This window comes from Halomonas sp. C22, from assembly GCF_007655045.1.
In the GTDB taxonomy this organism is placed as follows: Bacteria; Pseudomonadota; Gammaproteobacteria; order Pseudomonadales; family Halomonadaceae; genus Vreelandella; species Vreelandella hamiltonii.
On the sequence record NZ_VBVC01000012.1, the window covers coordinates 50,514 to 71,262 of the forward strand.

General features: G+C 56.3%; 18 protein-coding genes. All 18 read right to left on the reverse strand.

Annotated elements, in window-relative coordinates:
- Positions 1-3: 3 nt before the first annotated feature.
- Entirely contained in the window at positions 4-969 is a 966-nt protein-coding gene (locus tag FEU76_RS17020; RefSeq protein WP_144984542.1) for a hypothetical protein, read from the reverse strand.
- A 46-nt stretch (positions 970-1,015) separates the two neighbouring features.
- A complete protein-coding gene (locus tag FEU76_RS17025; RefSeq protein WP_144984545.1) occupies positions 1,016-2,941 on the reverse strand; it encodes a hypothetical protein in 1,926 nt (641 codons plus the stop codon).
- Between the two features lie 5 nt (positions 2,942-2,946).
- Positions 2,947-3,495, reverse strand: coding sequence for a dTDP-4-dehydrorhamnose 3,5-epimerase (rfbC, locus tag FEU76_RS17030; RefSeq protein WP_144984548.1), 549 nt, complete (start codon positions 3,493-3,495; stop codon positions 2,947-2,949).
- A 94-nt stretch (positions 3,496-3,589) separates the two neighbouring features.
- Positions 3,590-4,492 carry a glucose-1-phosphate thymidylyltransferase RfbA gene (gene rfbA / locus FEU76_RS17035; RefSeq protein WP_096923260.1) on the reverse strand — a complete coding sequence of 301 codons (903 nt, stop codon included), beginning with the start codon at positions 4,490-4,492 and terminating at the stop codon, positions 3,590-3,592.
- Positions 4,493-4,600: 108 nt separating this feature from the next.
- Positions 4,601-5,497 carry a dTDP-4-dehydrorhamnose reductase gene (gene rfbD / locus FEU76_RS17040; protein WP_144984551.1) on the reverse strand — a complete coding sequence of 299 codons (897 nt, stop codon included), beginning with the start codon at positions 5,495-5,497 and terminating at the stop codon, positions 4,601-4,603.
- Positions 5,498-5,547: 50 nt separating this feature from the next.
- Positions 5,548-5,913 carry a GxxExxY protein gene (locus FEU76_RS17045; RefSeq protein ID WP_144984554.1) on the reverse strand — a complete coding sequence of 122 codons (366 nt, stop codon included), beginning with the start codon at positions 5,911-5,913 and terminating at the stop codon, positions 5,548-5,550.
- 128 nt (positions 5,914-6,041) lie between these two features.
- Complete coding sequence (rfbB, locus tag FEU76_RS17050) at positions 6,042-7,106, reverse strand: dTDP-glucose 4,6-dehydratase (RefSeq protein WP_144984557.1); 1,065 nt, start codon at positions 7,104-7,106, stop codon at positions 6,042-6,044.
- A 38-nt stretch (positions 7,107-7,144) separates the two neighbouring features.
- On the reverse strand, positions 7,145-8,017 hold the full coding sequence (locus tag FEU76_RS17055) for an ABC transporter ATP-binding protein (protein WP_144984560.1): 873 nt from the start codon (positions 8,015-8,017) through the stop codon (positions 7,145-7,147).
- Between the two features lie 691 nt (positions 8,018-8,708).
- A complete protein-coding gene (locus FEU76_RS17060; protein WP_144984563.1) occupies positions 8,709-10,133 on the reverse strand; it encodes an MBL fold metallo-hydrolase in 1,425 nt (474 codons plus the stop codon).
- 221 nt (positions 10,134-10,354) lie between these two features.
- Positions 10,355-11,452 (reverse strand): chain-length determining protein, encoded by a 1,098-nt coding sequence (locus FEU76_RS17065; RefSeq protein WP_096923265.1) that lies wholly within the window; start codon positions 11,450-11,452, stop codon positions 10,355-10,357.
- A 3-nt stretch (positions 11,453-11,455) separates the two neighbouring features.
- Entirely contained in the window at positions 11,456-12,265 is an 810-nt protein-coding gene (locus FEU76_RS17070; protein WP_144984566.1) for an ABC transporter permease, read from the reverse strand.
- 97 nt (positions 12,266-12,362) lie between these two features.
- The gene (locus tag FEU76_RS17075) at positions 12,363-14,057 is read right to left on the reverse strand and encodes a polysaccharide biosynthesis/export family protein (protein WP_422822545.1); all 1,695 of its coding nucleotides are present in this window, start codon (positions 14,055-14,057) and stop codon (positions 12,363-12,365) included.
- 52 nt (positions 14,058-14,109) lie between these two features.
- Positions 14,110-14,511, reverse strand: a complete 402-nt coding sequence (locus FEU76_RS17080) for a DVU3141 family protein (RefSeq protein WP_096923268.1) — start codon at positions 14,509-14,511, stop codon at positions 14,110-14,112.
- Positions 14,512-14,788: 277 nt separating this feature from the next.
- Positions 14,789-16,051 (reverse strand): O-antigen ligase family protein, encoded by a 1,263-nt coding sequence (locus FEU76_RS17085; RefSeq protein WP_096923269.1) that lies wholly within the window; start codon positions 16,049-16,051, stop codon positions 14,789-14,791.
- Positions 16,052-16,226: 175 nt separating this feature from the next.
- Entirely contained in the window at positions 16,227-17,225 is a 999-nt protein-coding gene (gene galE / locus FEU76_RS17090; RefSeq protein WP_096923270.1) for a UDP-glucose 4-epimerase GalE, read from the reverse strand.
- A gap of 12 nt (positions 17,226-17,237) precedes the next feature.
- Complete coding sequence (locus tag FEU76_RS17095) at positions 17,238-18,650, reverse strand: undecaprenyl-phosphate glucose phosphotransferase (protein ID WP_096923271.1); 1,413 nt, start codon at positions 18,648-18,650, stop codon at positions 17,238-17,240.
- A gap of 61 nt (positions 18,651-18,711) precedes the next feature.
- The gene (locus tag FEU76_RS17100; RefSeq protein ID WP_096923272.1) at positions 18,712-20,055 is read right to left on the reverse strand and encodes a hypothetical protein; all 1,344 of its coding nucleotides are present in this window, start codon (positions 20,053-20,055) and stop codon (positions 18,712-18,714) included.
- Between the two features lie 50 nt (positions 20,056-20,105).
- Positions 20,106-20,747, reverse strand: a complete 642-nt coding sequence (locus FEU76_RS17105; protein WP_096923273.1) for a glycosyltransferase family 32 protein — start codon at positions 20,745-20,747, stop codon at positions 20,106-20,108.
- Positions 20,748-20,749: the final 2 nt, after the last annotated feature.

Genomic DNA, 20,749 nt, shown 5'->3' on the forward strand with positions numbered 1-20,749 from the left:
AATCTATGCCTTAATAAGTTTTGTCAAATGTTTGCCAAGAGCACTTGAAGCATTTGCAATATATCTCTTCTGATCACTAAATCCCTGATCTATTTTATTACTAATCTCGTTGATCAGCTCCACAGACTCCTGATTCGAATCAAGCTTTTTCTCTAGTTGAACTATAGCTTCATCTTTATTCTTCACAATTCGCTTTAATTCATCATTTTCTTTCTTAACACTCTTGCTTCCTAACTCAAGCATGTTATTTTTTTCTTCTAAGTCCAGCTCATTTTTCTTCTGTACATCTAGGAAACTTTTTAAACTAATTACTTCTTTTTGTGCTTTATCAAGCTCTTTTTCAAGTTCCTCAATACGCAAAAAACTTTTTTTCAATTCAACAAAACAAGGATTTCGATGCAATTTTATAAGTGGAAAGTCAGGATCACTATATGTATTTTCAAAAACTTCAAAACCTATCTCTTCACACCATTTAAGTATTTCTTCAACGGTAGGCATGCCTTGGTAAAGCGGCATCGCCCCTACCCTTAGCCATAGCTGTCTAAGCTGTTGATAGCTGGGCAGTGCTGCCAAAGCTTGTAGCAGGGGCCACACCAGTTCTGGCTGCTCAATCACCAGCACGCTTGGCGGGTGGGCCTGCTGCTCGTTCAATAGGGCTTCTACCCCTACCAGCGGCTGAGGGCTGCTTTCAATGAGCTCTAACCCTGGGTAAAGGGTATAAAGCCCAGACGCTGGCTGGCTGGCGTTAAATTCCGGCAGGTTAAATTCATAGTACGGGTGCTCGCCGTTAGCTTCCGCTACTTTATTAACCTGTTGCGTAGCCTGGGGGAAGATTGCGCGTACTTCTTCCCACTGTTCACTGTTAGCCGTTGGGGTAACGAATAACGCCTGCTCTGCTGAGTGAAAAGGCTCTAGCAGAGGAAGCGTTTCGGGCCTTAACGGCCCTATATAGAGTAAGTGGTGGCTCATGGTCGCTCGCTTTTAGACGTGGGCAGGTAAAGAAGAGGCGTTGCGCTTAGTGCTGCACAGGGGCAGGCAGCTGTTGGCGCGGCTGAGTGGGAAAGCGCTCTTCATGCTGGCCATAGCGCAGGTAGTGGAGCAGTGGGTTTTGGCCGGAAATGGCGACATCCGGGTATTCACACAGGTAGAAGTAAGTATCAAATTTGTCGCTGGGGTTGCGCCCTTCAATGGCACCAAATTTAAGGTAGTGCTCGGCGGGTTCAATCCCTGCGTTTTTTACGTCGGGATACTGTTCACAGTACCACTGGGCATCGAAGAAGCCGCTTTCTTTGATCATGGCGAGCTGTTTTGGCAGCGCTCGCTTGAAGGGGCGGCTGTAGCGGTAGGCAGCCGCCGCGTTGCGGTGCCCGCTTACCCGCAACCACTGGGTAATGCTTTCGTATTGGTGCTTCATCAACTGCTGTTCTTGCTTAAGCACGTTGATGGTTTTTTGGCGGCTATCCGCCTGTTTTTTAAAGTGATGGGCGTTTTCGGTATTTTTCACCAGCTGCTCTTGGGCTTCGTGGAGTTGTTCAATCACTAGCGCTTGCTCTTGCAGCAGTTGCTCTTGCTTATGCTGTGCTTTTTGCTGAGCACTGGCTGCTGCTTGCTCTGCTTTTTCCACCGCTTCTTGATGTGCCTTAGTGAGCGACTTCTCTTTTTGCTCGGCTTGTTTAACTGCCTCTTGGTGCGCTTTGGTAAGTGCTTGCTCTTTTTGCTCGGCTTGCTTGCTTAGCGTTTGGTAGGCGGTTTGCTGTGCTTGAGTTTCTTTTTTCTGCTCTGCTAGGGCTTTTTCAAGCGCTACTATGGCGCTTTTGTGTTCATTTTTTAGCTGGCTAAGGGCGGTTTTACGCTCTTCCAGTTTGGCTTCTTGGCTTTTGGTTTTCTTTCTTAACCAGTTGAGCTTCACCTCTTTTTCTTCAAGATCCGTTTGATGTGCTTGGTTGGCTAAGATGTTTTCTTCTAGCGCTTCTTGCACGGTCATTAGCTGTTCTAACAGCGCGGCGTTTTCTTGCTCAATACTGTGCGTGTGGTCTTGCAGCTTGGCGTGTTCGCGGCTCTGTTTTGCACTGGCTTCTTGGGCTTGTGTGAGCTGTTCGCTCAGGGCATCTTTTGTCTTTTGGGTTTCAAGCAGCTGGGCGCTTTTTTCTGAGAGGCGTTCTGTCGTTTCTTTTAGCTGTTTCTGGTGCGCTTCGTTATTTGCCTGTGCTTCTTTATGCTGTTCTTGCAGCTTTGTTAGTTGCTCTGTGAGCTTGGCGTTTTCTTGCTGTGCTTGGTTTAGCGCACTGTGTTGGGTATCGCGCTGTTGGTGCTCTTGCGCTAGGTAGTGAAGGCTTTGTACTACGGCTTCTACAGCGGGCTGCTGCCATGAGGCTACGTGGGCACTGCTGGCTTTTAAATAGCTGTAGGCTTGCTGTAGCAGGCTATCTTCTTGGGTGAGCTGGTGGGCCATTAAGCGGTAAATGGGCGCAATGCCGTTCAGCGTGAGCTGTGCCACTAGGGGTAGCTCAGCCACGGTGGAGGCATTGGGAACATAGCCTTCTAGCGTTACTTGGCGGCGCTTGCGCTTATAGAGCTTTTGAATCAGGTCGGCTTGATGGCTCCACTGCCAGAGCGCTTCTTTAGGGCGGCTGCCTTGTTGCAAGCTGGCGGCTAACCAGGCGCTGGGGTGCGGCCATGCCAGCGTATAGGTACGCTCAGCATCGGCTTTTAGCCAGTGTTCTAGTGCGGCCAGCGCTTCTTCTGTCATGGTGGAAAGGAGTAGTTGGGGCTGCCCTTCGGTGCCGTTCAGTGGTTGCCCGGTGGCTATGTCGCTTAAGGTAACGCCTTGAAGGGGTGATTCTTGGGCGTCTTCCTTTAGCTCATCGCGAAAGTGTTCTGTTCCGATATATACGGCTAACGACATTGTCTGGGCAGCTCCATTCACTTCTTTGATAGTCATTTGATTTACTTGAACTGGGGGGCTTCGTGCAGGCTGAGCCCTTGAGCATCTTTGTTGGATAGGGTGGGTCGTTGGTGTTCGCTCAGCGGCCATGTAATCGCTAGGCTTGGGTCGTCCCAACGGATCGACACTTCATCGCCGGGGGCGTAATAGTCGGTGCATTTGTATTGAAATTCGGCTTCATCACTCGTGACGTAAAAGCCGTGTGCAAACCCTGGTGGTACCCACAGCATTTGCTTGTTGTCCGCACTTAAATGGACGCCTACCCACTGGCCAAAGGTGGCCGAGCTTGCGCGCATGTCCACCGCTACATCGAACACTTCACCTTGCGTGACGCGTACCAGCTTGCCTTGGGGCTGCTGATGTTGGTAGTGCAACCCGCGTAAAATGCCCTGCTTGGATTTGCTGTGGTTGTCTTGCACGAACTGGTAAGGGCCGCAGTGTGTTTCAAATTCGCTTTGGCGAAAGGTTTCCATGAAGAAACCGCGCTCATCCCCAAACACTTGCGGGGTGAGCAGCACCACCTCAGGAATGGCGAGTTTTTCGTACTTCATCTTGTATCCTTTTGCCACGGATACTCACTGAAAACACGGATGAACATCGGCTTCTTCTGTTTCGTTTTCCGTGCTTTCCGTGTCTTCCGTGGCATCACGTTAGCTTCTGTGATTTCTGCTTGAGCAAGCGCTGGAGGTATTGGCCGTATTGGGTTTTGGCTAGGGGCTTGGCGAGCTCGGCTAGCTGTTCGCTGGTGATCCAGCCTTGCTGCCAGGCAATTTCCTCCAGGCAGGCGATTTTCAGGCCTTGGCGGTGCTCAATGGTTTGTACGTATTGGCTGGCTTCCAAGAGGCTATCGTGGGTGCCGGTGTCTAACCAGGCGAAGCCTCGGCCCAGGCGCTCTACGCGTAAATCGCCGCGTTGCAGGTAGGCGTTATTCACGCTGGTAATTTCTAGCTCGCCACGTTCTGAGGGCTTGACCTGCTTGGCAATCTCGACCACATCTTTGTCGTAGAAGTAGAGCCCGGTGACCGCATAAGCGGATTTGGGCTTTTTGGGCTTCTCTTCGATGGAGATGGCTTTGCCTGTTTCATCAAACTCCACCACGCCAAAGCGTTCAGGGTCTTTGACCAGATAGCCAAATACGGTGGCACCGCTGGTGTGTGCGCTGGCTCGCTTTAGCTGATCAGAGAAGTGTTGGCCGTGGAAGATGTTGTCGCCTAGTACCAGGCATACCGGGCTTTCGCCGATGAAGCGCTCCCCGATGATGAAGGCTTGTGCCAGGCCATCGGGGCTTGGCTGTTCGGCATATTCGAAGCGCAAGCCGAAATCATCGCCACTGCCCAGCAGGTTTTGGTATTGAGGCAGGTCTTCAGGGGTAGAGATAATGAGAATATCGCGGATGCCCGCCAGCATCAGTACCGAGATCGGGTAGTAGATCATCGGCTTGTCGTAGATGGGCAGCAATTGTTTGGAAACGCCCCGAGTAATGGGGTGCAGGCGCGTGCCTGAACCACCGGCAAGAATGATGCCTTTTCTGGGTGTGGTTTGACTCATTGGGGTCTCTTTGTTCATTTTTTAGCCACGAATGTTCACTGATAGCACGGATGACATCAAAAGAAACAATAAATAAAAATTTTCCGCTTTTTCAGAGCGTTCCGTGGCTTAGTAATGTTCCAGATGCTCTTGAAGCGTGAGCGCCAGCTGGCTGTGCCACGTAGGCAGGGTGATGCCTAGTGCCCGCTCTATTTTGCTCAGCGACAGGCGTGAGTTTAACGGGCGCTGGGCGGGTGTTGGGTACTGAGCCGTGGTGATGCCGTGGGTATTGTCAGGTGTAATGGCCAGGGCTAACTGCCGCTGGGAGGCCTGTTTGAAAATTTCGCTGGCGAGGCCATGCCAGCTGGTTTCGCCCTGCGTGGCCAGGTGGTAAACCCCTGATGGGATGTGAGGGGTCAAACGTGAGGCGTGAGGGGTGAAGGCCAACGCGGTGATTTGGGCGATCAAGCGTGCTGGCGTGGGCGCGCCTATTTGGTCGTTGACGATGTTGAGCGTTTCGCGCTTGTGGCCCAGGCGCAGCATGGTTTTCATGAAGTTGTTGCCCCGGGCGGCGTATACCCAACTGGTGCGGAAAATCAGGTGGTGTGCACCGCTTTGAGTCACCGCTTCATCCCCTTCTAGCTTGGTTTGCCCGTAAATGCTTAGAGGGCCGGTGGGGCTATCCTCTTGCCACGGGGTCTCGCCGTTGCCAAGGTAAACGTAATCGGTTGAATAGTGCACTAGCGCGATGCCCTGCTGGGCGGCATAGGCGGCTAGCTGTGCGGGTAACTCGGCATTCAGGCGTTTCGCTTGTTCCGGCTCGCTTTCGGCTTTGTCTACCGCGGTGTAGGCGGCGGCATTCAGAATCAAGGCAGGTTGGTGCTTTGCAAGATACTCATCCACAGCGTGAGCATTGGTTAAATCAAGCGCCTGCCGTGAGGGGGCCAAGATGTTGCCGAACGGGGCAAACTGGCGCTGCAGCTCAAAGCCCACTTGGCCGTTGCCGCCGGTGATGAAAATGTTCATGGTGAATCCTTTTTTGCCACGGACACTCACGGAAAACACGGATAAAAACATTAAACAACGACACGTTTGATCAGTGTTTTTGGAAATGTGAAATTAATGAGCAGTCCTACAGGTAAATTAGTGGCACGAAGATAATTTATGAGTTGCGGTTCAGCGGCTGGAGGCAAGTTTTTCTGCGCTTTCAACTCTAGAATAATTTTACCTTCTACCAACAGATCGAGCCGGTGCTCCCCTACCAGGCACTGTTTGTAGTAGATATTGACAGGCTTTTCAGCCTCCACATATAGACCGGCAGATTGCAGCTCAATGAACAATGCTTTTTGATAGATGCTTTCCAGAAAACCGGGGCCAAGCTGCCTGCTGACTTCAAAAACAGCTCCCCTGATTCGATATGTTAGCGCTTCTTCCTTGAGCATGTGCATCTCTTGTTAGTAACCACGGAAGCTCACTACAAACACAGATAAGATCAAAAGCAATTAATAAAAAAACCATATCTTGGTTTTATCCGTGCTTTCCGTGTTTTCCGTGGCAAAAAGCAGTGGCTCTACAGGCTGCCGAGGCGTTGGCCTTGGTAGCTGCCGTTTTGTACGCGTTTCCACCAGGTTTCGTTGGCAAGGTACCACTCCACGGTTTTGCGCAGGCCGGTCTCGAAGGTTTCCTGCGGCTTCCAGCCGAGTTCGCGTTCGATCTTGCTGGCGTCGATGGCGTAGCGTACGTCGTGGCCTGGGCGGTCGGTCACGAAGGTGATCAAGTCTCGGTAGGATTTTTCACTGGGCACCAGCTCTTGCAGCAGGTCGCAGAGGGTTTCGACTACCGTGAGGTTGGCTTTTTCGTTGTGCCCACCAATGTTGTAGGTTTCGCCTACTTGGCCTTCGGTGGCTACCTTGATAAGCGCGCGGGCGTGGTCTTCGACGTAGAGCCAGTCGCGGATCTGTTGGCCGTCACCGTAGACAGGCAGCGCTTTACCGGCGAGGGCGTTCAGGATCATCAGCGGAATGAGCTTTTCCGGAAAGTGGTACGGGCCGTAGTTGTTCGAGCAGTTGGTGACCAGCGTGGGCAGGCCATAGGTGCGCTGCCAGGCACGTACCAGATGGTCGGAACTTGCCTTGCTGGCGGAATAGGGTGAGCTGGGAGCGTAGGGCGTTGTCTCGGTGAAGAGGTCGTCGGTGCCTTCCAGGTCACCATATACTTCATCGGTGGAGACGTGGTGAAAGCGAAAGGCTTCCGCCTTGGCGGCGTTGGTGGCTTGTAGCGCTTTCCAGTAGCCACGGGCGGCTTCCAGCAGCACTGCCGTGCCCACGATATTGGTTTGGATAAATTCGGCGGGGCCATCGATAGAGCGGTCTACGTGGCTTTCGGCGGCCAGGTGCAAGACGATATCGGGCTGGTGGTGCGCGAACAGCTGCTGCATGGCCACGGCGTCACCAATGTCGGCTTGCACAAAGGTGTAGCGCTCGCTGGCTTCCACGCTGGCCAAGGATTCCAGATTACCTGCGTAGGTGAGCTTATCGATATTGATGACTTGATGCTGGGTGCTGTTGATCAATTCACGCACCACGGCGGAGCCGATAAACCCTGCTCCACCGGTAATAAACAATGTTTTTTGCATGACGTTCTAATTTTCCAGTGCTTAGCGACCAGGCCCGTTCACTCAAGGGACTCCAGGTGTAATCGCGCTTCTTTGGCACGGCTACCGGCTTCTTGAACGGCTTTTTTAGCAGCGGCGATCTCTTTTTTGTCGCCCTGCTCTTTGGCATCGTTCAAGCGCTCTTGCGCGGATTTCAGGTCGGCATGGCAGGCTTGCAGGTATTGGCGCGCGCCCTTGGCATCTTTGGGCAATTCGGCACTGCGCTTTTTATGATCGATATCGGCATGGTAAGCGGCAATGGCGTCATGAATATCGTCGTACCAATGCGCTTGACCCTGTTTGATGTACAAACCGGCTTGGCAGAGGTCTTTCAGAATCCCTTCCGAGTGCGAGACCATGATCAGCGATGACACGCCAATCTTGGATTGAAAAAGATTTTTGGCTTTTGCCTTGAACGCGCGGTCACCTACGGCGGTAGCTTCGTCTGAAATGTACACATCGAAGTCGAAGGCGAGTGAAAGGCCAAACGAAATGCGTGACTTCATACCGGAGGAGTAGGTACGAATGGGTTCGTCGAATGCGGGGCCTATTTCCGCGAATTCTTCTACGAACTTGATGACGCGTTTGACTTCGTCTGGGCCACTGCCCTGAACTCGGGCGACGAACTTGGCATTCTGGCGCCCGGTCATGTTGCCTTGCATGCCGCCGGAAAGGCCCACAGGCCAGGAAACACGGCTGTGGCGAATTACTTCACCACGCTCGGGGGAATCCATGCCCGCGATAAGACGCAATAAGGTGGATTTACCCGCTCCGTTGGCACCAATCAACCCTACGCTCACCCCTTGGGGGATCGTGACATTGATATCTTTCAGCACCCAGTCGCTACCGTGATGGTTGTGGTAACGCTTGTAGAGTTTCTTTATTTCAATCATTTTGGGTTTGTGAATGGTGAGGGGTAAATGGTGAATGGGGCGTTCGTGGGGTGCATTGATTTCACCGATTCTGTCAACGTTTGATTCAACTGCTGGGCTGGGCAAGTATGCGGTGGCTTCGTTAGGGGTGCTGAATATGCCAATGAGGTTATTCCACCACCGTGGCCCGATCAGGGCGGCTGGCGCCGCCTTCGCGCCGGGCCGCCTCTGCGGGTGCCTCTTTCGCTCGTTGCTCTCGCTCTTTCGTTACGCCGCGCTACGGGGGCACGCAGCCAATGATGGCGGTGTTTCGTAGCGCGGCGTAAGCGGAGCGCACCCGCGAAGCACCCCGCCAGGGGTGCCGAATAAGCCAGCGAGGGTTGCTACACCACCGTGGCCCAATCAGGGCGGCTGGCGCCGCCAACGCGGGTGCCTCTTTCGCTCGTTGCTCTCGCTCTTTCGTTACGCCGCGCTACTGGGCACGTTGCCAATGATGGCGGTGTTTCGTAGCGCGGTGTAAGCGAAGCGCACCCGCGAAGCACCCCGTGAGGGGTGCTGATGAGGCCAATGAGCTTTGCTCGATCACTGTGGCTTGATCGGGGCGGCTGGCGCCGCCAACGCGGGTGCCTCATTCGCTCGTTGCCTCGCTCTTTCGTTACGCCGCGCTACGGGGTCATTGCCTCATTTGGCCATTACGATTTGCAAGGGGGTGCTATTCACCATTCACCACTGTCACGCCCTTTCCTTTACGGGTGTACATCGCTTCCAGCTCACGTTTGAGTGCGCTGCGGGCGGTTTGTTCGCCGTGCACCAGGTGGATGGTGTGGGGCCAGCGGCGCATGCGTTTGACGAAGTTGAGCAGGTCTTTCTGGTCGGCATGGGCGGAGTAGCCGCTGATGGAGGTGACGCCTGTTTTGATATCGTATCGCTGGTTGTCGATCTCGACCCAGCCGCCACGCGGGCCATATTGCTGAATGGCGCGGCCTGGGGTGCCTGCGCCCTGGTAGCCGACGAACAGTACCTGGTGGCGTTCATCGCCCAGCATGGCTTTGAGGTAGTTCATGATGCGCCCGCCTGCGCACATGCCGCTGGCGGCGATGACCACCGCTGGGCGGCCTGTGCTGGCCAGGTAGCTGACCGTTCGCTCGTGGGCTTCGTGGCTGTCTACGGTGTAGAGGTTGGCGAAGTTGAGCGGGTGGCGGCCACTGCGCAGGCGGCGTTGGGCTTCGTCGTCCCAGTAGGGCTTCAGCTCGCGGTATACCTGGGTGAAGCGGGCGGCCAGCGGCGAATCGACGATGATCTCCAGCGTTTGCCATAGGCTTTTGGGCAGCCCGCGTTTGGCGTTGCGCTCGGCTTCATGAATGATGCCTTCCAGCTCGTAGAGCAGCTCTTGGGTTCGGCCAATACTGAAGGCGGGCACCATGACCGTGCCGCCGTTAGTGAGCGCTTGCTCGATGGCCTGTTTCAGCGTGGCGCGGCGCTGGCGGCGGTCAGGGTGCTGGCGGTCGCCGTAGGTGCTTTCGAGTACCAATTGTTCGCAGCCGTAGGGCGATTGCGGCGCGGGCAGTAGCGGTGCGTAGGGAGCGCCTAGATCGCCGCTGAAGATGACCCGTTCCTTTTCGCCGCTGGGGTGCTGGTGGGCTACTTCCACGTAGCTGGAGCCCAGTATGTGCCCTGCCCGCTTGAGCTTCACTCGGGTGGTGATGCCGCCTTCTTCGGTTTTTTCAAGCACGGTGTGCCATTTACCGTAGGGCACGCTGATGATCTGGCTTTCCAACTGCTGCTGGAAACGTTCGATGAGCTGGACATTGCGGGTGAAGCCGATTTTCAGGGCATCTTCGATCACCAGCGGCAGCAGTTTGGCCGAGGGGATGGAGCAGATGATGGGCCCTTTGAATCCCGCCGCCAGCAGGTAGGGCAAGCGTCCTACGTGATCGATATGTACGTGGGTGATGACCAGCGCTTTGACGGTGCTGATATCGAATTCGATCTGGAGCTGCTGGAAAGTGTCTTCGGTGGTGTCTTCGCCCTGAAAAAGCCCGCAGTCGATCAGCAGTGAGTGTTCGCTATCGAGAATGAGCTGGTGACAGCTCCCCGTCACGCCCGTTGCCCCGCCGTGGTGTGTGATATCGAGCATGGAATTCCTTTTCGTGCTTTTTTAGCGTGCTTTCTTTGAGCGTTTTGGCGTGTGGTGGCGTTATCAGGCGGCTGGCGCCGCCTCCGCGGGAGCCTCTTTTGCTCGTTGCTCTCGCTCTTTCGTTACGCCGCGCTACGGGGTGGCACGCCTTCCCCCTCACCACTCACCACTCACCACTCACCACTCACCACTCACCACTCACCACTCACCACTCACCCACTCTAATCCCGGTGATCCTTGACGATCATGATGATCATGCTGAGGATGAATGACAGGAAGATAGTGATGATGGCAAACACGCTGCTGTTATAGAGTCGGTTTGGTTCTGTGGGGTATTCGGGCATCAGCGGGCTTTGTAGCACGCTGACTTGTTTGAGCTGGCGGGCGGCTTCCAGGCGTGTGTTTTCGAGTGCAGCCAGGGCACTTGAGTAGGTTTCCTGAGCAAACTGTGCCTGCAGCTCCAGGGTTTCATACTCTGCTGATACCCGGTTGAGCGAATTGCCGGTGGCCTGTGCCAGCCGATCGCGCTGTTGGGTTATCTGGTCTCGCAGGGCTTCTATGTTGCGCTCGACCTGACGAAGCTCGGCCGATTGGGCGCTTTGGAAGCTTGCCAGGGCATTACGTTGCGCCTGGAAACGCGCGAGGTCTGCTTCCAACGTGGCCACTACTTGATTGATACTTTCTACCGTACTGGTGGGAGACACCAAGCCAAATTCGTTCTGGAACTCCAGCAGGCGTGCGCGAGTATCATTGAAGCGCTCTTCTAGACGCACCATTTGTTGCTCAAGAAAACGTACTTGCTCATCGGCGAGCCGATGGCCCATTTCGTTCATGTGGTTTTCGCCTGCTTCAAGCAGAAGCGTGGCCAGATTTTGCGCAAACTCTGGCGTGTAACCTTGTACTTGGATATTCAGTACGCCGGCGTATTCGTCCAGCTCTACTTCTACCCGACGCAAATAATATTGATGCAGATCTTCAATGGGTGCAGCCGGATCACGCAGCCGAGCAAAAAAATCGCCATTTTCGCTGTAGTGCTGGCGAATGCCGAGCTGTTGGTCCAGCAAACGCAGCATGTCTACTGAGAGTAGGTGCTCGCGTAGCAATAACAGGTCGTGCGTGTTTCCTCCGCCGCCCCCCATGAGTGAAGAAAGACTGAACTCTGGAGGAGCTACCTGGGGGCTCTCCAGCACGACAGTGGCACGCGATACATAGCGTTCTTCTGCCCACACGAACCAGTAAAAGGTAACCACCAGAATGGCTAAAAAGGCAACGGCCCAGTGGGGTGAGGTTTTGATAAAACGACCAAAAGAAGCGTGCATGAATTAATTTGCCTTTAAACGATCAACAAAGCGCAGGTGCATCAGAAGCCCCACTGAGATGAGCGTGAGCGTAAACAACCAGAAATACAGCATGCTGGTCCCGTGCACGACCTGATATTTTTCAAAGAAACCTAAGCGTAGCGTTTCAAGCCCATGGGGGATGGGGTTCAACATCAGGTATTCCAGCAGCCAATGGGGCAGGCTGTTGAGCGGGATAATGACACCCGACAAAATCATCAGCGGTAGCGATAACATTCGAATAACCTTGCCTATTTCAGGCACCAGCGTTGCCGCAACCGATGTTACCAGCCCCAGCCCCAGCCCCAGGCTCCAGAGCGATAGCCAGGCCGCCATGACACGCACGGCATTGTCGGGGTACATGTCCAGGCCAAGCATCAGGCCGCCGCCGATAAAGATCAGAAATACCAGTGAGCGTAGCGCTCCTTCCAGGAAGTTGCGCACCAGCACCGGGTCGACTGGCTGCACTTGCCGATAGGCGAACAGGGCTTTATTCCCGTCAATCGCCCCCATGCCACGCATCATGCCTTCTCTTACCAGCATGAAGCCCATCAACCCCGCAATGAGCCAGGGGATAAACTCTGCGTTGACGATCAGACGGCCACCGCGAATGAAGCTACGCATGGCCACCATAATTCCCACAAAGGCGACGGGTTCAAAGATCATCCAGAACCAGCCCATGCGGTCGCCCATGGTACGCGAGAGCGCCTCGCGTACGAACATGGCGTACCACACGCTGCGAGTCACCTGCCAAGGTGTTCGCGCCCCTGTCGGAGCGCTGCTTGTGTTATCCATGTTTCCGTTTCTTTTGATGTCGGGAACGTAAATGGAGAAGTGGCGTGACCGGGGCGGCTAAGGCCGCCCTTTGCGCCGGGCCGCCGCTATGGTCTCATCACAGGTCCAGGGCGACACGGGTGGTGACGGCGATCTGGAACAGGATCTGAGTGAGGGTCGAGGCGAGCTGCAGGTTGTGCGTAGGTGCCTTGGGCATGACGAGGATTTCGTCGCCAGGGCGCAGCGGCGTGTTACGGGCGTGTTCGACGGCGCCGTTCTGGCGTACCAGCAGAATCTGGTCGCGGTCGGCACGTTCGGTGAAGCCACCGGCGCTTTCCACGTAGTCGATGACGCTCATGCCGGGGCGGTAGACGGCGGCCTGGGGCACGAGGATTTCACCGCTGATGAGCACCGAGTCGCTGATTTCAGGAATGGTGATGATGTCACCATCTTGAAGACGTATATCCGCAATACCTTCGCTGGAGGCAACCACCAAGCGGCCGCTGGGCTCTAGCTCACGGGCACGCTCGATGAAACGTTCGATCAGCTCCGCTTCTCGCAGGCGGATCTGGGCTTCCTGATCGGTGCGCGAGGAGGCGCCCAGGTAGGTGGTTTCCAGGCGGCGCAGACTGTCCTGCAGGGACTGCGCCTGCTGCTGACGTACGCTTTCACGCTGCAGCGAGATGCTTTCCACGGCGGTCATGTTTTCGGGTACGGCAATGGCGTCGAGCAGTTCGCTGAGGCGCGCATTGCGGGGTAGCGCAAACCGCGAGGGGCCGTAGTAGCTGCCTTCGATTTCCACCACGATGGTTTCGTTACGCTGGTCGGCACTGAACACCACTTCGTCACCGCTGCGTACCGTTTGGCCTGCAAACAGGTTGATGGGGAAGTATTGGGCAATCGGGCCGTCGTCTCGGTCGCCGCGTAGCAGTACGTGTGAAACTCCGCTTCTCAACCGGGCCAGGTTGATGATTTCGGCACCGCTGAGCTGGTTGCCGATCAGTTCGTAGCGGTGTTCGCGGTGTACGTCACCGACCACGGCAATGGCAGGGCCGCGCTCTTCCACCACGATGGTGTCGCCATCCTGGAACTGCGGGCGGGCGATGGTGCCGTTGATGAGGAAGTCGTAGAGGTCGACGGTGGCCACGGTGCGGTCGTCACGGACGACGCGAATCTGGCGGTAGCTACCCAGGTCCTGGTCGATGCCGCCTGCCTGGTCGAGGAAGTAGAGCAGCGAATCGTTGGGGGTGCCTGCATAGCGGCCCGGATTTTCCACGTAGCCGGTGACGAACACGGCCACGGGCTGAACGCCTTGCACGTTGGTGTAGACCTCGACGTTATCGGGGTACACCGAGGTAATGGCGCTGCGTACGCTGCCATCGACCTGTTGGCTGTTCTGCCCTTCCACGTTGAGCGGGCCGGAGCCGGGAATGAAGATGTTGCCCTGGGCATCCACGGGCAGCACGCGGTCGAACTCGAACGCGCCCCAGGCGCGCACGGTGATCTGGTCGCCGGGCTTGATGCGGTAATCGGCGTTCAGGCCGTCTCCCATGGCACCACGAAAGCCCCCGGTGAACAGGTTGGCGCCAAAGGGCGGCAAGGCATCGGGGTTTTGGGGCGGCGTGGCAATGGGGCCGTAGGTGCCGCTGCGCCAGTCTGCGCGCGGGGTGTCCTCCACCTGCTCTTGCTGCCCCTGCTGGCCGCCTTGCTGGCTACCCTGTTGGGGAAGAATGTCGTTGGAGAGGCTGAGGGACTGGGCTATGGCAGGCGCCGCAGTCAATGTTGCAAATACCAATCCTGCTGTCGCCAACATGCGTTTAAGAGGAACCAACGCAACGGTGGGTGAGGAGATAGATGACTGCATGTTAGCGCCCTCCTGCTTGAGTGACCAGACGCTGATGTACCCAGCCGCTTTCGGTTTCGCAGGCGAGTGCTGCGCGTACGCTGCCACCGGGCTCCATCACTTGCAGCTGGCGGCATTTGCGCCCGCTGGCGGCCAGATACGGGGCATCGGCGATAATTTCTACGTTGTCACCCCAGGGGGTGCGGGCAGCTGTGTGCACACCACTGGCAGGCGATTGGGTGAGGAAGCGATTGAGTGCTTCATCTTCCAGAAGTTTGGCCGCATCGTCGGTTAGTACGTATTGCGGTGATTGTTGACCGCTGCCAGAAGGGTATTGCGTGGCACACCCACTGAGCAGGGTCAAACTGACCGCCGCCAACAGCATGCGAGCTGGCCGCGAAAAAGAAGTGGGGGTATTCGACATAGTAGATTCCATCAAAAAGGCACGCTACCGCCCAGGGATTCATACGGGCGCATTCCCTTGCCCTACGCTGTGCGGATGAATAGAAGGTTAACCTGAGATATAAAAATGCTCGGCTATTGTAAGGGATTAACAGTGCCAGCTCTACGTCAACAAGCCTTGTACAATCAATTAAATCTATTTAGTGCAATAACTATCTTCTATTTTTATAAAAAAACGGCCTGTTCAAGGCCGTTTGGAATATACGTTTAAAAACATAACGTTATTTAGATATAAGCGCCTACGGTTTAGAAATCGCAGCGCCCTGCCCCCGATGGCAGCCCCACAGCACCACCAGCAGGAAGGCGTACATCATGACGCCGCTGTTATGCTCCAGAAAAACCTGGGAGAGCCCGAAATCCAGAAACGTGACGGGTAGCAGCACGCCCGCCGTGGCCACGGCGCGAGCGGCCAGATCGGGGGATTGCAAATCGCGGGCGAACATTCGCATGGGCACCAGATAAAGTGCCAACAAAATCACCAGCCCTAGAATGCCGCGCTTGGCGAAAGCATCGACGAATTCATTGTGAGCGTGACCATATTGAGCCGCTTCACGACTGATGACGCCTTCTTCACCAAAGGCGTACATAGCTTCGGCGTAACCGGTACTGCCCCACCCCGTTAGCGGTTTTTCCTGAATCAGCATGGCGGCTCCGCGCCACATTTCGAACCGCGACCCCACGGAAGAAGAGCGGTTTTCACCCGTGATATATAGCGACACATCGGTTACGGCCTGATGCACTCGGTGCTGCACGCCGGTTTGCGGCACGGAATACACCGCCAGCCCACCCACTACTACGGCCGCCACGACGGCTACTTTGAGGCGGTTGGAAAGCTGGGTGCCATAAGCTCGGTACAGCACCAGCAGCACGATGGGGAAACCTACCCAGCCGCCACGACTGCCGGAAAACAGCGAGCCCAGTATGCCGCCCAACGCCCCCGCCAGCAGCAGGGCGACCCAAAGTTGGCGCTGGCGCTGCACCACGGCCCACCCCAGGCCTGCCATGCACAGTACGCCCAGCAGCATGCTGAGGTTACCGAACTGAATCACATGGGTATGGCCCTGGGCGCGGTCTACGCCTTCGAACAGCTTTTGCCACCCGGCCCAGGTGCCCGCACTGAGCGCGCCCACGGCGGCACCGCTCCACAGAAAGGCCAGATTGGGCGGGTAGCGCAGTACCCAGAACAGCGCCGGAATGGCCAGAATGAAGCGGCTGGGCTTGTCGAAGCCCTTGCTGCCCTGGCCATCCAGCCACGCTTCCAGCATGGTGATGGCCGCATAGGCCAGCAGCACGGCCATGATGGCGCCATCCTGACGCGTCAACGTAGGCAAACGGCGCAGGGCGATGAGCCCCAGCCCCGCCAGCAGCAACAACAACGCCCCTAGCGAGTAGCCGCTGGGCACCACCAGTGCAATGGCGGCCAATAGAAAGACGGCCACGCCCGTGAATAGCTGGGGGGGCTGAGTGCCTGCGTGTGATGAGGGGGAGTGCGTTGCCAACATTGAAACAGACTTCCTTTCATGGCCCTGGGGCGGCAAATCGTTGAGGAAGCCGATAGTAGCACAGGCAGCCTGTTCTCACAGACAGCCTGTTCTCAGGGATAGCATAGGCTCACAGGCAACAGGGGCTTACCGATAACGAGACTGCTTGCCAGGCACTCACCTGGCGAGCATACGTTCATGCGCTGGCGTGCTGCTGCCAGCGCCAGGTGTCGGTCATCATGTCGTCGAGGGTTTTGGTGGCTTGCCAGCCCAGCTCTTGCTGCGCCTTTTCGGCACTGGCCCAGAAGGCGGCCAGGTCGCCATCGCGCCGGGGGGCGTAGCGGTAGGCCACGGGCACCTGGGTGGCTTGGGTAAAGGCATCGATCATCTGCTTGACCGACACCCCCTGCCCCGTGCCCAGGTTGTAATGGCTGGCGCCCGGCGTTTCCAGCGCCTTGAGCGCAACGCGGTGCCCAACCGCCAGATCGACCACGTGCAGGTAGTCGCGCACGCAGGTGCCGTCCTGGGTCGGGTAGTCGTTGCCGTAGACCCTCAGCTCGGGCAGCACGCCTGCCGCTACCTGGCTGATGTAGGGCATCAGGTTGTTGGGCACCCCTTGGGGTGATTCACCAATCAGGCCCGAGGGGTGCGCACCAATGGGGTTGAAGTAACGCAGAATGGCCACGGACCACTCCGGGTCGCTGGCGCACAGGTCTTCCAGCACCTGCTCGACCATGGCCTTGGAGGTGCCGTAGGGGCTGGTACAGCTGCCCCGCCCCATGGTTTCCACGTAGGGCGGTATGGCTTCCACGCCATACACCGTGGCCGATGAGCTGAAAATCAGCCGCTTGATACCCGCTTTGGCCATGGCCTGGCACAGCCCGATGGAGCCATGCACGTTGGTATCGTAATAGGCCAGCGGCTGGGTCACGCTTTCACCTACCGCCTTCAGGCCTGCACAATGAATCACCGCCTCGATAGGGTGCTGCTCGAAAATGCTCACCAGCAGCGCAGCATCGCGCACGTCGCCCTGGTAGAACGCCACCGCGCGCCCAGTGATCTTTTCGATACGCGGCACCACGGAGGCCACGCTATTGGAAAGGTCATCCAGCAGCACCACCGAGTGCCCTTCCTTCAGCAGTTCGACGGCGATATGCGAGCCGATATAGCCTGTGCCACCTGTCACTAAAATCATCAGAGGCTCCGGTCAGTAGGCGTTGGCGTGTTTAAAGCCCTTAAACACGGTCATGAAGATGATCTTCAGATCGAGCCACACCGACCAGTTGTCGATGTACCACAGGTCATACTCGACCCGCCGCTGCATTTTTTCCAGCGTATCGGTCTCGCCGCGCAGCCCATTGACCTGAGCCCAGCCGGTAATGCCGGGCTTCACCTTGTGCCTGCGCATGTAAGACTCTACCAGCTCCGTGTAGTACTCGTTGTGAGCCAGCGCATGGGGGCGTGGGCCCACGATGGACATGCGCCCTTGCAGGACGTTGTAGAACTGCGGCAGCTCGTCCAGCGATGTACGGCGCAGGAAGGCCCCTATCGGCGTCAGGCGGTTATCGTTCTTGGTGGCCTGGGTAACGACGCCCTCTTTCTCCTGATGCACTTTCATCGAGCGGAACTTGTAAACCTTGAACACCTTGCCGTTGGAGCCCGTGCGGTGCTGCTTGAACAGCACGGGGCCAGGCGAGGTGAACTTGATGGCCAGCGCAATGGCAATGCACACCGGCAGAATCATCAGCGAGATCAGGCTGCCGACGATGATGTCTTCGGCACGCTTGACCACTCGGGCCATGCCGTTGATGGGCGATACGCTGAGGTCGATGGCCAGGTGGCCCGCTACTTCGCTGGTGCGATGATTGAGCAGGCGCATGTCCTTGAATTCCGGAATCAGGCGGATCTCTTCGGTATGGTTGCGCAGCGCGTAAAACAGGCCATGCACGGTGTCGCCCATTTCCAGCGGCACACAGATCCACACTTCGGACGCGTTTGCGTCGCCTATCCGGGCAGCAATGCGCTCCAACTGTTCTTGATCGAGCGAGCCATCAGGAAGGCGCTCGACCCCGGCAATGGAGTGCCCTTCCCAGGAGGCAGCCCGCATGCCCCGCGCCACGTGCAGTACGTTCTTGGCAGGCCCCACCAGAAACACGGGGCGCCGCGCTCCGCCACGAATGCGAATGCGCCGCAAGCCGTATTGCACCAGCGCCCTGGCGCTGGCCGCCAGCACGAACGAGAACAGCAGCGTCAGCCCCACCCATAGCCGTGAGTAGCGCTCTGCCGCGTGGGCAAAGTAGATGATGGAGGTGACGATGATGCCGATCACCAGCCAGACCAGCATCAACTTGGTGATGATGTAAAACGTGGACGAGATGCGCCAGCGTTTATAGCTACCTGTGGAACTGTTGGCCACCACCACCAGCAAGGCCATGCAGGCCAGCGCCAGAACGTAGCGCTCATGCAAATGAAAGGTCTCGAAACGCAACAGGTACGCCATTACCCCCGAGAACACGACAACGACGAAGTCGAATACCGGGAAGATGATCTTGGGCGGATAGCGCTCGGAAAAGATCACGCCTCTTTTCTGAGCGGCTCCCAGCTTACTGTCTGAGTGCATAGTACGGTCTCTACTCTACGATCTAATTATTGGGCGCTGCGATGGGCTTTCCAGGCTACTTTCAGGTCGTGCTATTGCTGGCGACTTCCACCGAGGGCGCCGGGGCTGGTTGCGTTCGCCCATATGAGAGATAGAACATCATGGAAAGCATGGCAAACACGCTATTGAATGCCGAAACGGAGAGCGATGAGGCCATTAGCACGCCAAGCACACACAGCGTGTCGACCCAGCCATAGCCGCTCTTGCGCAGCGCATAGCCGGTAAATACCACGAGAAAGATCAGCCCCAGCACGCCATGGTCGTAAAGCACGCGAATGATATAAGAGTGCAAAATGACCGAATAGCAGGTGCCATCCCCAGAGAAGCTGTACATGTCGCTCCAGTAGGAGAGCGCTTCGCACGTCTGTGTAGACATCGGCGTCAGGGGCTGGGTACCCAACATCACGTTCCACCACTGCCAACCCTCTACGTCGTCGAGGAAGTAGAGCAGGAACCGAACACGGTCGATGGACGCGCCTCGCTCCAGCAGGGAGCGAAAGGTGAGCGGCGGTTCGATGAGTTCACCCTGGCTGTCCAGAATCACTTCGGGCTCTCTTTGCTCCTCTAATGCGGGCATGCTGGGATGCTCGTTTGCAGCTCCCTCGCTACTGCCCAGCGAAATATCCATGCGATCGTTCACGATGCCGTAAGCCAATGCCACCAGTAATGGAAAAAGCAGCAGCCAGGGCTTGATAAACCCTTTGCCTACCCGGAACACGCTGAAAAAATACACCGCCAGAAAACACAGGAACGCGCTGCGCGACCCTGATAAAAAGATGATCAGCATCACGGCGACAAACGAGACGAACCGCCAGCGCATCACAGGGAGCACCAGATACAGCAGCAGAATCAGCAGCACCAGTTCGAAATTATTTTCCGTGAAGATACCCGGCCGTTGGCTGACCCAAGCGTCCAGTCCAATCAGCCGCGAGTAGGTGTACTTGAGGAAGAACAGCGCTAATAGCACGTAGAAGAATTTGACGACCTGGGCCTGCTTGAATAGCGGCTGACCGATGAACGAGCAGAGCAGCAGGACGTAGAAGAATGCCTTGTACGCCTGCACGTAATCGAGAATATGGCTGCCGCTCATCAGCAGTGCAATGGCCAGGGTGACGGCCAGGTAGCCACCCGCCGCCAGCATGAATAGCCACGCAGAGCGGCTTTTCGGCGGAAACACCAATACGGACATGCCCAGCACAGCCAGTTCCAGTAGCGGTACGGCAGGCAGAATGTTGTAGTGCCAGGGCGACATCACGCCCACGACGCCCAGTGCCACGATCACGGCCATTAGCAGCATCGCAGCCAACGGCTGAGCCTTGCGGCGATAAGCCAACAGAGTATTGCCCCATGGGTAATGACCTTGCATTCCTTGCTCCCAAACGATCTCGCTAAATTGAATCCCTTTACCGCGATGGCCTACTTGAACAACTTTCTGAATACTCTTTCCACCAGCCCCATTTTCCACCCTTTTCCCCAGTGGTGGATCAGGTAGGTATCGCTTTCGATATAGCAGTACATCAGCTGCTTGCGATCATGCGCCTTGGCATAGGGGTTATAGGGGTAGAAAAAGTGCCAGGGCTTGAGATCGATATCACTGGCATCCTGTTCGACACAGGCATTGGCCACTTCCGGGGCAATCAGAAACGGCTTTTTCTGTTGATGACGGGCTTCGATCAGCGTCATGGCATTCTTGAAGAAGTGATGCCCTGCCACCCCGCCCACCACGGCGGTGTTCAGCCGTCCTTCATCTTCATAGCCCAGGAAACAGGGGCTTTCCAGCAGCGGCTCCAGCGAGCGTACGACTTCCATGTCCACATCGAGGTAGATGCCACCGTGCTCATGAAGTGCCGCCATACGGACGTAATCGGACAGAAAGGCCCACTTCTTGTTTTCCAGGCAGTATTTGATGAACGGATTGTCGTGATCGATGGTGGACTCGTTCCACTCGATGATCTCGAAGTCGGGCATCTTTTCTTTCCACGTGGCGAGGCACTCTTTATAAAGCGTGCCCATGGCGTTACCGCCAAACCAGCAGAAATGGATCTTTTTAGGAATCATGA

What these genes read in the sequence shown, in the direction of transcription:
- FEU76_RS17020 (WP_144984542.1), bottom strand. Translation starts at nt 969, where the DNA reads ATGAGCCACCACTTACTCTATATAGGGCCGTTAAGGCCCGAAACGCTT.
- FEU76_RS17025 (WP_144984545.1), bottom strand. Translation starts at nt 2,941, where the DNA reads ATGACTATCAAAGAAGTGAATGGAGCTGCCCAGACAATGTCGTTAGCC.
- rfbC (WP_144984548.1), bottom strand. Translation starts at nt 3,495, where the DNA reads ATGAAGTACGAAAAACTCGCCATTCCTGAGGTGGTGCTGCTCACCCCG.
- rfbA (WP_096923260.1), bottom strand. Translation starts at nt 4,492, where the DNA reads ATGAGTCAAACCACACCCAGAAAAGGCATCATTCTTGCCGGTGGTTCA.
- rfbD (WP_144984551.1), bottom strand. Translation starts at nt 5,497, where the DNA reads ATGAACATTTTCATCACCGGCGGCAACGGCCAAGTGGGCTTTGAGCTG.
- FEU76_RS17045 (WP_144984554.1), bottom strand. Translation starts at nt 5,913, where the DNA reads ATGCTCAAGGAAGAAGCGCTAACATATCGAATCAGGGGAGCTGTTTTT.
- rfbB (WP_144984557.1), bottom strand. Translation starts at nt 7,106, where the DNA reads ATGCAAAAAACATTGTTTATTACCGGTGGAGCAGGGTTTATCGGCTCC.
- FEU76_RS17055 (WP_144984560.1), bottom strand. Translation starts at nt 8,017, where the DNA reads ATGATTGAAATAAAGAAACTCTACAAGCGTTACCACAACCATCACGGT.
- FEU76_RS17060 (WP_144984563.1), bottom strand. Translation starts at nt 10,133, where the DNA reads ATGCTCGATATCACACACCACGGCGGGGCAACGGGCGTGACGGGGAGC.
- FEU76_RS17065 (WP_096923265.1), bottom strand. Translation starts at nt 11,452, where the DNA reads ATGCACGCTTCTTTTGGTCGTTTTATCAAAACCTCACCCCACTGGGCC.
- FEU76_RS17070 (WP_144984566.1), bottom strand. Translation starts at nt 12,265, where the DNA reads ATGGATAACACAAGCAGCGCTCCGACAGGGGCGCGAACACCTTGGCAG.
- FEU76_RS17075 (WP_422822545.1), bottom strand. Translation starts at nt 14,057, where the DNA reads ATGTTGGCGACAGCAGGATTGGTATTTGCAACATTGACTGCGGCGCCT.
- FEU76_RS17080 (WP_096923268.1), bottom strand. Translation starts at nt 14,511, where the DNA reads ATGTCGAATACCCCCACTTCTTTTTCGCGGCCAGCTCGCATGCTGTTG.
- FEU76_RS17085 (WP_096923269.1), bottom strand. Translation starts at nt 16,051, where the DNA reads ATGTTGGCAACGCACTCCCCCTCATCACACGCAGGCACTCAGCCCCCC.
- galE (WP_096923270.1), bottom strand. Translation starts at nt 17,225, where the DNA reads ATGATTTTAGTGACAGGTGGCACAGGCTATATCGGCTCGCATATCGCC.
- FEU76_RS17095 (WP_096923271.1), bottom strand. Translation starts at nt 18,650, where the DNA reads ATGCACTCAGACAGTAAGCTGGGAGCCGCTCAGAAAAGAGGCGTGATC.
- FEU76_RS17100 (WP_096923272.1), bottom strand. Translation starts at nt 20,055, where the DNA reads ATGCAAGGTCATTACCCATGGGGCAATACTCTGTTGGCTTATCGCCGC.
- FEU76_RS17105 (WP_096923273.1), bottom strand. Translation starts at nt 20,747, where the DNA reads ATGATTCCTAAAAAGATCCATTTCTGCTGGTTTGGCGGTAACGCCATG.